At 30.4% G+C, this 11,765-nt stretch carries 12 protein-coding genes; 7 read left to right on the forward strand and 5 right to left on the reverse strand.

Annotated features, from left to right (window positions below; all coding sequences use genetic code 11):
* Positions 1 to 3: 3 nt before the first annotated feature.
* Both B3792_RS07375 and proS read right to left on the reverse strand, forming a co-directional pair.
* Entirely contained in the window at positions 4 to 1,515 is a 1,512-nt protein-coding gene (locus B3792_RS07375) for a T9SS type A sorting domain-containing protein (RefSeq protein WP_286495557.1), read from the reverse strand.
* 196 nt (positions 1,516 to 1,711) lie between these two features.
* A complete protein-coding gene (gene proS, locus B3792_RS07380; RefSeq protein WP_291069256.1) occupies positions 1,712 to 3,190 on the reverse strand; it encodes a proline--tRNA ligase in 1,479 nt (492 codons plus the stop codon).
* A 103-nt stretch (positions 3,191 to 3,293) separates the two neighbouring features.
* Between proS and B3792_RS07385 the strand changes: the two genes are divergently transcribed.
* Together B3792_RS07385 and B3792_RS07390 are read left to right on the forward strand one after the other, a co-directional pair.
* Positions 3,294 to 4,622: a hypothetical protein gene (locus tag B3792_RS07385; protein ID WP_291066011.1), complete on the forward strand. Its 1,329-nt coding sequence runs from the start codon at positions 3,294 to 3,296 to the stop codon at positions 4,620 to 4,622.
* Positions 4,623 to 4,643: 21 nt separating this feature from the next.
* A complete protein-coding gene (locus tag B3792_RS07390) occupies positions 4,644 to 6,056 on the forward strand; it encodes an OmpP1/FadL family transporter (protein ID WP_291069258.1) in 1,413 nt (470 codons plus the stop codon).
* 93 nt (positions 6,057 to 6,149) lie between these two features.
* Here the strand turns inward: B3792_RS07390 and B3792_RS07395 are convergent, their stop codons facing one another.
* Positions 6,150 to 6,905, reverse strand: coding sequence for a head GIN domain-containing protein (locus B3792_RS07395; protein WP_286495554.1), 756 nt, complete (start codon positions 6,903 to 6,905; stop codon positions 6,150 to 6,152).
* Between the two features lie 113 nt (positions 6,906 to 7,018).
* Here B3792_RS07395 and B3792_RS07400 point away from each other — a divergent pair, with 113 nt between their 5' ends.
* From B3792_RS07400 to B3792_RS07410, 3 genes are all read left to right on the forward strand, one after another.
* Positions 7,019 to 7,783, forward strand: coding sequence for an exodeoxyribonuclease III (locus B3792_RS07400; protein WP_286495553.1), 765 nt, complete (start codon positions 7,019 to 7,021; stop codon positions 7,781 to 7,783).
* 10 nt (positions 7,784 to 7,793) lie between these two features.
* Complete coding sequence (locus tag B3792_RS07405) at positions 7,794 to 8,327, forward strand: hypothetical protein (protein ID WP_038332722.1); 534 nt, start codon at positions 7,794 to 7,796, stop codon at positions 8,325 to 8,327.
* Between the two features lie 80 nt (positions 8,328 to 8,407).
* Positions 8,408 to 8,881: a GNAT family N-acetyltransferase gene (locus B3792_RS07410; protein ID WP_221854535.1), complete on the forward strand. Its 474-nt coding sequence runs from the start codon at positions 8,408 to 8,410 to the stop codon at positions 8,879 to 8,881.
* A gap of 51 nt (positions 8,882 to 8,932) precedes the next feature.
* Here B3792_RS07410 and B3792_RS14115 read toward each other — a convergent pair whose 3' ends face one another.
* Positions 8,933 to 9,703, reverse strand: a complete 771-nt coding sequence (locus B3792_RS14115; protein WP_409450515.1) for a CPBP family intramembrane glutamic endopeptidase — start codon at positions 9,701 to 9,703, stop codon at positions 8,933 to 8,935.
* 300 nt (positions 9,704 to 10,003) lie between these two features.
* Entirely contained in the window at positions 10,004 to 10,213 is a 210-nt protein-coding gene (locus tag B3792_RS07415) for a hypothetical protein (protein WP_291051291.1), read from the reverse strand.
* 347 nt (positions 10,214 to 10,560) lie between these two features.
* Here B3792_RS07415 and B3792_RS07420 point away from each other — a divergent pair, with 347 nt between their 5' ends.
* Together B3792_RS07420 and B3792_RS07425 are read left to right on the forward strand one after the other, a co-directional pair.
* Entirely contained in the window at positions 10,561 to 10,803 is a 243-nt protein-coding gene (locus tag B3792_RS07420; protein WP_291047256.1) for a hypothetical protein, read from the forward strand.
* A 48-nt stretch (positions 10,804 to 10,851) separates the two neighbouring features.
* Positions 10,852 to 11,607, forward strand: coding sequence for a GLPGLI family protein (locus tag B3792_RS07425; protein ID WP_291047254.1), 756 nt, complete (start codon positions 10,852 to 10,854; stop codon positions 11,605 to 11,607).
* The last annotated feature ends 158 nt before the right edge of the window (positions 11,608 to 11,765 follow it).

Raw genomic sequence — 11,765 nt, forward strand, 5'->3', positions numbered from 1 at the left:
GTATTACTTTTTAATAATTTTAATAGATTCAGTTTGGTTATCGTGGTTGATTTTTAGGATATAAACTCCACTAGGATAGTTTCCTAAAGAAATTGGTGTAGAACGGTATTTCACGTCTTTTGATTGTAGATGTTGCCCTATTAAATTATAAACGTCAACAGATGCTTTTTTGAAGTCTTTATTGATTAAAATATTCACCACATCTTGGGTTGGGTTGGGATAAGCTTCTATAAATACACGTTTGATATCATCTGTATCTTTTCCTAATTTCACTAAATAAAAATCAGATTGACCTTTATTTCCTTTGGCTTGTTGTGTAGAGTTTCCAAATAGTATAATTGACCCATCACGAGTAGTGATTGCTTTTTCAAGGTAATTAAATCCTTTTTCTCCAAAAGTTTTAGACCATTTTTCTGTTCCATTTTCATCAAATGACTTTGTGATGTAATAACTTTCAATAGAAGAAGTTGTCGTTTTTTGTTGTAAAGTTGAGATTTGATTGGCTGTTAAAATAAACGTATCATTAATGGATTGAATTTCTGTGATGGATAAATCTTTTTGTTCTTCTATTTTGGTTGTTTTGTGAGGTTGAAGATTCAAATCTGTTTGAATAATTTTTGTCTGAATTTTACTCCCATTTTTTTCATTAATAGCAAACAAATAATTATTCTCTTGTTCTTGAAAAGAAATCAAAAAGTTTTCAGCATTTAAACCTAAATTATTCTCCGAAATAATTTCTCCTTTTTGATTAATTTCGACAATCCAAGTTGAATTGAATTCATGATCAATTGTTTTATTGCCACTTGCTGGAGAATTAGAATTTCCAACCAACAAAAATCCTTTTTTAGTCTCAATAACTGATTTTAATTTATCATCAAACAATCCTCCAAAAGTATTTTCCCAAAGAAGTTCTCCTTTTTCATTTAACTTGATAATGTAGTAATCATTTCCTCCAAAATGTTTACTTTTCTTTAGTTCAGAAGAAGCAGAATTGGAATTTGAAGCAATTAAATAACCTCCATCATTGGTTCTAATCACATCAACAGGAATATCATTTCCATTTCCTCCAAAAGAATTTTGCCATTGTAGTTTTCCCTGTGCATCAATTTTTATCACCCAAATATCTTCAGCTCCTTGATTATTGGATGTTTTATCTCCTGATTTTGATGATGTAGAAGCTCCTGCTAAGATATACCCTCCATCAGCAGTAGGCTTAGCCGTATATAAGAAATCTGAACCGTTTCCTCCAAATGAATTTTGCCATTCTTGCTTCCCATTTTCATCCATTTTCCAAATGAAATAATCTAAACTTCCTTGATTTTTCTTTTGGATATCTCCTGTTGCATCAGAAGCAGAACTGCCTAAAATCAAGAATCCATAATCAGGTGTAGAAATAGCATTATAAAGATATTCTGCTTGTTCTCCTCCTATAGATTTTTCCCACAACACATCTTGTTGTGCTGATAGCCCATACATAGAAAATAAACAGAATACCGACAGTAGAGTTTTTCTCATATATGTTAGTGTTAATTAGTAATCGAATATACTCCTTTTTTTGTAAATGATTGATATTTAACAAAAAATAATATTCTGCTATAGTAACTACGTTTAAAAGAATTGCACGCCAAAAAACATTAAAATAAAAAAGGAGCTAATAATTAGCTCCTTTTTTATTTTGGAAAGTTTTTTTCACTAATTATTATTTAGCAAATTAATATGCTTTTGCATATAAAACTCTGTATTTTGCTGGTTTTCCAGAGAAAACATCTACTCCTTCAGTAGGCATTTCAAAAGCTTGAGGAATACAACGAATTGTTGCTTTCGTCTCATTTTTTATAGCTTCTTCTGTTTCTTCTGTTCCGTCCCATAAAGCTGAAACAAAACCACCTTTATTTTCGATAATATCTTTGAATTCTTCAAAAGTTGTTGCTTCTGTTGTGTGAGTATCTCTAAAATCTGACGCTTTTTGGAATAAATTAGTTTGAATATCTTCTAATAATTTTTCTACTTCAGTTGATACATTATCTAAAGCGATGAATTGTTTTTCTAAAGTATCACGACGAGCAACCTCAACATGACCTTTTTCTAAATCTTTTGGACCAATTGCGATACGTACAGGAACACCTTTCAATTCGTATTCAGCAAATTTCCAACCTGGTTTCGTTTTATCATCATCATCAAATTTGATCGAAATTCCTTTCGCTTTCAATTCAGACGAAAATTTATCCACCACTTGACGAATTTCTTCTAATTGTTCTTCTGTTTTATAAATTGGAACAACAACAACCTGAATTGGCGCTAACTTTGGAGGTAAAACTAATCCTAAATCGTCAGAATGCGTCATAATTAATGCACCCATCAAACGAGTAGAAACTCCCCAAGAAGTTGCCCAAACATATTCTTGTTTTCCTTCTTTGCTTGCGAATTTAACATCAAAAGCTTTTGCAAAGTTTTGCCCTAAAAAGTGAGAAGTTCCCGCTTGTAAAGCTTTACCATCTTGCATCAACGCTTCGATTGTATAGGTATCATCAGCACCCGCAAAACGCTCAGAATCTGACTTTCTTCCTTTTACAACTGGAATTGCCATAAAATTCTCTACAACATCCGCATATACTTCTTGCATTTGTTGCGCTTCCGCAATTGCTTCTTCTTTTGTTTCGTGAGCTGTATGCCCTTCTTGCCATAAAAACTCGGCAGTTCTCAAAAACAAACGCGTACGCATTTCCCAACGCACAACATTTGCCCATTGATTAATCAAAATTGGTAAATCGCGGTACGACTGAATCCAACCTTTGTATGTACTCCAAATAATTGCTTCTGAAGTTGGACGAACAATTAATTCTTCTTCTAATTTTGCTTCTGGATCTACAATCAACTTTCCTTTGTTATCAGGATCATTTTTCAATCGATAATGCGTTACAACCGCACACTCTTTCGCAAAACCTTCTGCATTTTTTTCTTCGGCTTCGAATAAACTTTTAGGAACAAATAAGGGGAAATAAGCATTTTGATGACCTGTTTCTTTAAATCTTTTGTCTAATTCTGCTTGTAGTTTTTCCCAAATAGCATAGCCATATGGTTTGATCACCATACACCCTCTAACCTTCGAATTCTCAGCTAAATTTGCTTTTACAACAAGCTCATTGTACCACTTAGAATAATCCTCAGCACGAGTTGTTAATTTTGCCATAATCTTTTATATTTGTTGATAAGTTTCGTATCTTTACTTGGCATTAAAATTGCCTATAAATTTATGCAAATTTAATTATTACAAACGATGTAAATTTATAATTATGAACAAAGTTTATAAAATTTCTAATAAAATTTCTGCAACTACATTAATTCTTGTGGCTGCATTAGGAATTTCATCTTGTTCGACTTATCAACCAAGTGGTTACGAAAGCGACGGAGTTTACTATAATCCGAAAACAGATAAAACCTATCAACAAGCTCAACTACAACATGGTAACGAGCAAGGAGAACAAGAAAATAAAGGGGAAATAAAAATTGGTAGTCCATACTTCGATGCAGAAGGAAATGGTGCTGAACAATTTTATTACCAAGATGATGTTGATAGTACAAATGATAATACTCAATCTAAATCAGCAACCAAAGTTAAAATTAACGGGTACGGTTTAGGTGGTTACAATTATTTTGGAAACAACGACTACACATTAACTTATAACGGATCGAGTAATTATGACTGGGGACGTAATGATGGTGTAGAAATTAATATCTGGAACAACTATCCTTGGTACAATTACGGATGGGGAGGTTTCTATAATCCATATCGTTGGGGATATTACAATCCTTGGTATGGTGGATGGTACGGAAACGGATTTGGTATTTCATTCGGATGGGGATGGAACGATCCATGGTATAATGGATATTATGGTTGGGGTTGGAACAGACCTTACTATGGTGGATATTATGGAGGTTACTACGGATGGAATAACGGTTGGGGTTACGGATATCCAGGTTATTATGGATATGGATACAATCGTCCAAGAGGAATTTATTCTCAACCAGGTTACAGAAATGGTGGTCGTTTAAATAACACCATTAATTCTACTCGTCCTGTTGGAAGCTTAAATGGTAGAAACAACCAAATCTCTACAGGTTTAAGACCAACTCGTGATAATACAATTAACAATACAACACGTCCAACTCGCGAGGTAAGACCAGGTACAGACCAAAGTCAAATTAACGGAACTCGTCCTACAAGAGAGGTTAGACCTTCTGTTAATCAAGGACAAATGAATAATACACGTCCAACTCGTGAAGTAAGACCAAGTGTAGACCAAAGCCAAATTAACGGAACTCGTCCTACAAGAGAAGTTAGACCTTCTGTTGATCAAGGGCAAATGAATAACACGCGTCCAACTCGTGAAGTAAGACCGGCACAAACACAACAGCCTACTTACAACACAAGACCGACTCGCGAAGCTCAACAATACCAACAACCAACGAGAAGCTATGAAAGAACAAATAGCATGAACAATTCTCGCCCATCATATTCTACACCTTCTCCAAGTAGAGGTAGTAGTATGAGTAGCGGAAGCATGGGAGGTGGTTCTCGAGGAAGTAGCACAGGAGGAGGCTCTCGTGGTGGAAGAAGATAACTAGATTTAGATCATATATAAATGAAAAAAATATTATTAAGCCTTTGTACCTTAGCTGGTACATTGGCTTTTGCACAACAGAACAAAGGATACGAAACTCAGTATTCTACAAATGCTATAAATTTATATTCGCAAGATATTAACAGCGGAAATGCTAAATATATTGGTGTTGGTGGAGCTGTTGGTGCATTAGGAAGTGACATTACTTCTGTCGAGCAAAACCCTGCTGGATTAGGAGTAGCAATTAACTCTGATGTCCAAGTAACAGCTGGTGTTTCTACTTTTAGCAACAAAACTAATTTCGGAACAAATATCAAAGAATCTGAAAGCAATTTTGATTTCCAACAATTTGGAGGAACATTTGTTTTTGCAAATGAAGCTTCAAAATGGAATCGTTTTACAGTTGGTGTCGCTTATCTTAATCAGCGTTTAGACAATTATTCATCAATTGGAACAAATGAAGGAATTAGTTTTGAGAATTTAAATACAGGTGACACTTGGACATTCAATGGTTACATTAAAGATATTGATGGATATAAATCTAAATTCTCTGTTAATTTAGGTACAAGTTATGATGACAAAGTTTATTTGGGATTTGGATTAAACTTCCATGAAACAAACTATTCGGGATACGAACAATATGCAGAGCGTTATGACAAAAATAATGATACATATGTTTACAATGCTAATGGAGCTCCTTATAATGAAATTGGACAAGGATTCTCTTTCTCTTTAGGAGCAATTTACAAAGTGAATCACAATGTACGTTTAGGTGCAGCTTATCATTCTCCTGTTTGGTACAATATCTCGGAAGATGTTTATAACGATAATAATACTCATAATGAATCAACTGGTACTGTTGCTTCATACTATATGTATTCTTCTGATTATGATATGACTCGTGGTGGACGTCTTGTAGGAAGTTTAGGTTTTGTTGTTGGTAAAAATTTATCTCTGGGTGCTGATTATACCTACCACATGAACAATGATACAAAATTAAAACCATCACAATATTTTAGTGGAGATAATAATTTCATCAATGATGTTGTAAAAAATTCAAGTGAAGTTAGAGTTGGTGCGGAATACCGTGTAGATCGTTTCAAAGTAAGAGCTGGTTATAATTATATAACTTCTCCTTACAAAGATTTTACAATGGATATTGCAAACGAAAATAATGTTGTAACAAACGCTACTGTTTTATCGAAAGCATTTCAAGGAGATATTAATCGTGCAAGTTTTGGTTTAGGATATGATTTTGGTGGATTCTATATCGATGCGGCTTATCAATATCAAACTCAAAAATATCAACAATTAATTGGAGGAAGTAGATATATTGATACAGACAACTATTATGTAATTTTACCTAACACTTATGCTCCAAAAGTTAAATTAGACAATAATTTATTCTTATTGACATTAGGTTGGCAATTCTAATAAAAAAAATAGATATAAAAAAAATCGGATGAAATTCATCCGATTTTTTTGTAGTACTAAATATTAACTTATCATAGTTTTAAACAAAAACTATTAGTTTATTCTTTTGATAGAAGACATTCCAGAAGTGCTCACTTTCGTTTTCAAACCATTTTCGTCTACATAACGAACAGAACTCGCTCCAGAACTATCAGCAGTCAAACTATTCACAGCCCAAACTGTTGTAGAACTTGCTCCTGAACAATCAACAACTACATTCGCAGCTTTCAATTCTTTTCCAATAAACGAAGAAGCTCCTGAAACTGAAATGTTTAAATCCTGTACATTTCCAGAAATTTTCATACTTGATGCACCAGAATTATCAACCGAAATAGAATTCGAAACCACATCTAATTTTAAATTACTAGCTCCTGATAAATCAACAGCCATTTTTTCTACTTTCTGCGTTGGCAAAACGGTAACACTCGTTGCACCTGATAGATCAAACGAACGTAATTTTTGATGAGGGAATTTAATTTTAATAGAAGAATTTTTCAAGTTTACGGTTCCATTAATTTTCATAACCAAAACACCATTTTTCACTTCAGTCGTGATTCTATTCATAATATTATCTGGCGCTTCAACAGAAATTTCACCATTATAATTACCATCAGAAACAGTAACACTTATTGCACTGCTTACATCAATTCCTTCAAAAGAAGATATCTTACGCATTTCTGTAATTGTATTACTACTTGCCTCTACTCGGTCTAAATAATTAGAAACTGGCGATTTAGAATTTAAATCTACCGAACAGCTCGCAAATCCTAACGAACTGAATATTAAAATTGGAAGAAAAATGTATTTCATATTGATGTCTTTTATTATTAAGACGTATTAACTTCTAAAAAGTTACAAAAAATATTCACTTTATTCAAATTTCTAAATCAATCCGTCATAAATATTTAGTAATTTCGCTAACTATGAAAATCATCAGTTACAATGTAAATGGAATTCGCGCTGCGATGACTAAAGGTTTGGTTGAATGGTTAGAAGCTGCACAACCAGATGTTTTTTGTATTCAAGAAACAAAAGCAATGCAAGAACAAGTGGACACAAAACCGTTTGAGGAATTGGGTTATCACATTTATTGGCATGCAGCGGAGAAAAAAGGATACAGTGGAGTTGCTATTTTCTCGAAAATAAAACCTAATCATGTACAAATAGGAACTGGAATAGATTATATTGACAAAGAAGGTCGCGTTTTGAGACTTGATTTTGACAATGTTTCGGTAATTAGTTTGTATTTGCCAAGTGGAACAAATATTGATCGATTAGATTTTAAATTACAATTTTGTGAAGATTTTAAAGATTACATCAAAGAACTTAAAATCTCTCATCCAAACATTGTAATTTGTGGCGATTATAACATTTGTCACGAAGCAATCGATATTCACGATCCTGTTCGTAATGCGAAAGTTTCTGGTTTTTTACCTGTCGAAAGAGAGTGGATGACTGCTTTTCTTGATGAATGTAATATGATTGATTCTTTTCGTTATTTTGTAAAAGAACCTCATCATTACTCATGGTGGTCTTATCGTGCAAATGCGCGCAACAATAACAAAGGTTGGAGAATCGATTACAATATGGTGAGTAATACATTAGAAAAAAATATGACGCGTGCAACGATTTTACCAGATGCAAAGCACTCAGATCATTGTCCTGTTTTATTAGAATTAGACGTTTAAGATTATATAAATGAAAAAAATTGTACTTTGTTGTTTAACACTTTTTGCAATTGCAAGTTGCGTTCCTCAGAAACAACACCAAGAATTGGAAGCTAATTATTACAGAGCTTTAGACGATCAATCAAATACATCTAAAGATTTGACATTAGCTAATTTGAAAATCGAAACTCTTGAAAAAGATTTAGCAAAAGCTAAAAGCGAATTATACATCAAAGATACAGCTTTGACAAATGCGCAAGCTATGATTAGAATGGCTCAAAAAGAACATGATACTAATTTGCAAGAATTGTATTCTGCATTGAATAGTTCTGGAGAAAAATCAAAACTTTTCTATACTCAATTAAACGAAAAAGAAAAGCAAGTTGCAGAATTAACTCAAAAAGTAAAAGATTTAGATGCTAAGATTGATCAAAAAGATACAGAAATCTTCAATCTAAAAAGACAAATCTTAACACAAGAGATTAACCAAAAGGTTTCGGAAGCAACAGCTACGCCTCCTAAAACAACAACTCCAGCAAAACCAAAAACAACAACAAAAAAGTAAATATAAAAGTCTTATCATAATTGGTAAGACTTTTTTTATTCTTTAAATCGAAGTAACTTTGCAAGAACTAAAAAGTTTTAATGAAAGTTATTTGCGAAACAAAAAGTTTGGTCTTACGAGAGTTTTTTGAGATTGATGCATTCGAATTATTTCAATTAAATTCTGACAAAGAATTGATGAAAATCGTCAACGAAAAACCGTATAAATCTGAAGACGAAGCGAAGTTTTTTATCGAAAATATGGAGAAACATTACCAAGAATATGGTTTTGGTCTTTGGGGTGTTCACGAGAAAAAAAGCGGACGATTTGTTGGTTGGGGAGGTTTACGCCAAACAAAATACGGCGCAGTTATCAACATTCGTCTGAAACGCAAATTTCAGAACAAAGGTTACGGAACAGAAGTTTTGAATGCAATTGTTGATTACGCAAAAAATGAATTGAAATTAGATAAAATTGCTGCAAAAGCAAATGTAAATCAACCCGAAACGTTGAAACTTTTACAAAAATCTAAACTTCAACAATCAGAAGAAAACGAATTAATTTTTAAATTATAATACAAAACACCTTTTACTTAACATAAAAGGTGTTATAAAGTATAGACTATATTATAAACTAGAAGTGTTTGGTTTATTATATTTTTTTTTTAAAACAATATAAATATATGTAAAAGTTATAATTATCAAAGGAACTAATATTATTTGATTATTTTTAAATGAATAATAATCTAATACTACAGGTTCTATTTTAGTATTATTAGAATGAAAAATTCTATTAATAGAACCATAATAATTAAAAAAACAATGTATTAAAGATATTAGAATAATACTTTTGTATTTTAAAAAAATATATTGTAAAAATACACCAAATAATAAAGCTATTTCTATTTGTATAATGGTAGATAAAATATCATATCTACCGAATAGAAAATTTACAATATGTATTAAAGAAAAACAAAGTGAAGTATAAATAATAGACTTAAAAATATAAAAATTTTCATATTTTTTATTTTTAAAATAAAAAATAAAATTATAAAAAACTAAAACTCTAAAGATTAATTCTTCAAATAATGCAACATTAAAGCATCTTAAAAAATGTAAAAACAGATTTAAAACCCCATAGTAAATTAAATAGTAATATGAAATTAAACTATTTATCAAAATTACTGTAATAAAAATATAAAAAGATATTCTATTTTTAAAAATCGAAATATTATCAGAAAATCGAAATATTACATAAATGAGAAAGATTTTATAAATTGAAGTGTATATAGAATCGGATATAAAACTTAAATCATTAAAAAATACTATTTGTATTAATCTGAAAAATAAATTCAAAAGAATAACAAATAGTATTAAAAGAATATTTTTATTAAGCATTACCAACCTATCTCAAATTCAATTTTACAATTTTTAAGCCATACACAGCCTATCTTTGTATTACAAGAATCTCCAAACAAAGAGGTACTGTAATCTTCCCTAAAAAACGGAACGTTTAAAAATATAGTTTATTAACTTAGGGATAATTATGAAACAAAGCAATTTTACAGAAGTTCAGATCGTCAAGATCTTATCAAAACAAAATCAAGGCAAATTCGTCAAATTGACTTCCGTCATCAACAAAAACCTCTCCATCTAAAGAGTATGAGGAAAGAGGAATGTAACTGCTATCATAAATGTTTAAAGAAAAAATTCTAGAGACTGGAGGTCATTAATGGCAATTCTTCCCTTTGGAGCTATTTCTACACTAGTTAGAAATTGTTGCATATTCTTTTGCATTTCGATTTTTGCTTCAGAATTATCTTGCGTAGTATCATCATCTTGGCATGATGTAGTAATAAAGCATCCGCTTAATAATAATGAAAGAGCGTAAAATTGTAATTTTTTCATACGTAATAATTATAAATTGTTTTTTATTTATCCACTTTGGATATACAATTTTAAAAATGAAATAATAAATATAATTATGGAAAACCGTAATTTATAAAAATAAAAAAGTGACTTTAGTCATTAAAAAACATTACTTAACATAATTAGTATTATAGAACATAAAAAAAAACCTCCATTTGGAGGTTTTGTATTTTACATAAAATCTGTTATAGAATATTATTTAATTACAATTTTAATGTTAAAAACTCCTTTTTCATATTTTAATAAATTAAGTATTTAAAATATTGTTATATATAAATTATATATCTATCTTAGATAAATTAACAATAATGTTTAAACTAAAAAAAATGAAGAAATTATTATTATTAGGAATCTTTGCTATTTTTGGATCATCGTCTGTTTTAGCAAATCAAACATCTCTACAGTTAAAAACTGAATTTTTTGGTGGATGGTGTAATATTAAAGTATTCCATGCTGATGGAACACTTGCTGGAGAAACAATAGTATGGACTATAACAGAAGATGCATGTAAAAGAAAAGCAGAAGAATATCTGCAAGAGGTTGCAGATAGATTAGCAGGCGGAGAATAAATAAAAAAAGGCTATTATTTAATAGCTTTTTTTATACACTTAATAATTATGGAAAGGAAGTTAATTTTATTGTTATTGAATATTTTATGTGTAAATATTGTTTATAGTCAGAATTATAAATTAGAATACGAGTTTAGAAATTATATATCTATATTTAATAAAACGACTATATATAATACAACATTAGAATACAATGTAAAAACAAAAGAAAGTTTGTATACAGTAGAAAAGAAATTAAAAAATACAGATACTAATTCGATAGATGCCAATAACATTGTGTTAAATCAAAATTTTTTAGATAATGATTTGATATATAGTAATTTAAAAGATTCTGTTGTAATAATACAAGAACAAATAGATGTAGAAATGTTCATATTTAAAGAAAAAACCCCTAAAATGAATTGGAAGATATGGGACGAAATAAAAAAAGAAAATAATTTGAATATTAGGAAAGCCACTACTTCTTTTAGAGGTAGGAATTATACTGTTTGGTTTACATTAGATATTCCAATTTCTGTTGGTCCATGGAAGTTTAATGGATTACCTGGAGCTATTGTTTCTATTGAAGAAGATAAAAAAAGATACTCATGGTTTTTAAAAAACGCTACAAAAATTGAAGTTAGTAATATTAAAAACCCTTTATTAGATACTTCATATGAAATTAAAAATATTGAAGAATATCCAAAATTGAAATTTGAAACACCAGAAAGAATTAAAAATAAACTAAGAGAAATAGATAGTAACTTTAAATTTCCAAAAAGAGAAAGAGTTGATATAGAATTAATATTTGAGTGGGAAAAATAAAAAAATTTATAATATAGGAATGATCAATTAGGCAATATAAAATAATAAAGGTGAGTTATTAAAACTCATCTTTATTATTTTGGCACCATCTCTTAAAGAGTGTAAGTATAAAAGAGACTTGGGTTTTATTTTTTTAGGACACTGTACCAAAAACTGTG

The organism is Empedobacter sp. UBA5924 (assembly GCF_002431085.1).
In the GTDB taxonomy this organism is placed as follows: domain Bacteria; phylum Bacteroidota; class Bacteroidia; order Flavobacteriales; family Weeksellaceae; genus Empedobacter; species Empedobacter falsenii_B.

Bases quoted from the DNA above. Each gene is read 5' to 3' on its own strand.
- B3792_RS07375 (WP_286495557.1), bottom strand. From the start codon at position 1,515: ATGAGAAAAACTCTACTGTCGGTATTCTGTTTATTTTCTATGTATGGG.
- proS (WP_291069256.1), bottom strand. From the start codon at position 3,190: ATGGCAAAATTAACAACTCGTGCTGAGGATTATTCTAAGTGGTACAAT.
- B3792_RS07385 (WP_291066011.1), top strand. From the start codon at position 3,294: ATGAACAAAGTTTATAAAATTTCTAATAAAATTTCTGCAACTACATTA.
- B3792_RS07390 (WP_291069258.1), top strand. From the start codon at position 4,644: ATGAAAAAAATATTATTAAGCCTTTGTACCTTAGCTGGTACATTGGCT.
- B3792_RS07395 (WP_286495554.1), bottom strand. From the start codon at position 6,905: ATGAAATACATTTTTCTTCCAATTTTAATATTCAGTTCGTTAGGATTT.
- B3792_RS07400 (WP_286495553.1), top strand. From the start codon at position 7,019: ATGAAAATCATCAGTTACAATGTAAATGGAATTCGCGCTGCGATGACT.
- B3792_RS07405 (WP_038332722.1), top strand. From the start codon at position 7,794: ATGAAAAAAATTGTACTTTGTTGTTTAACACTTTTTGCAATTGCAAGT.
- B3792_RS07410 (WP_221854535.1), top strand. From the start codon at position 8,408: ATGAAAGTTATTTGCGAAACAAAAAGTTTGGTCTTACGAGAGTTTTTT.
- B3792_RS14115 (WP_409450515.1), bottom strand. From the start codon at position 9,703: ATGCTTAATAAAAATATTCTTTTAATACTATTTGTTATTCTTTTGAAT.
- B3792_RS07415 (WP_291051291.1), bottom strand. From the start codon at position 10,213: ATGAAAAAATTACAATTTTACGCTCTTTCATTATTATTAAGCGGATGC.
- B3792_RS07420 (WP_291047256.1), top strand. From the start codon at position 10,561: ATGAAGAAATTATTATTATTAGGAATCTTTGCTATTTTTGGATCATCG.
- B3792_RS07425 (WP_291047254.1), top strand. From the start codon at position 10,852: ATGGAAAGGAAGTTAATTTTATTGTTATTGAATATTTTATGTGTAAAT.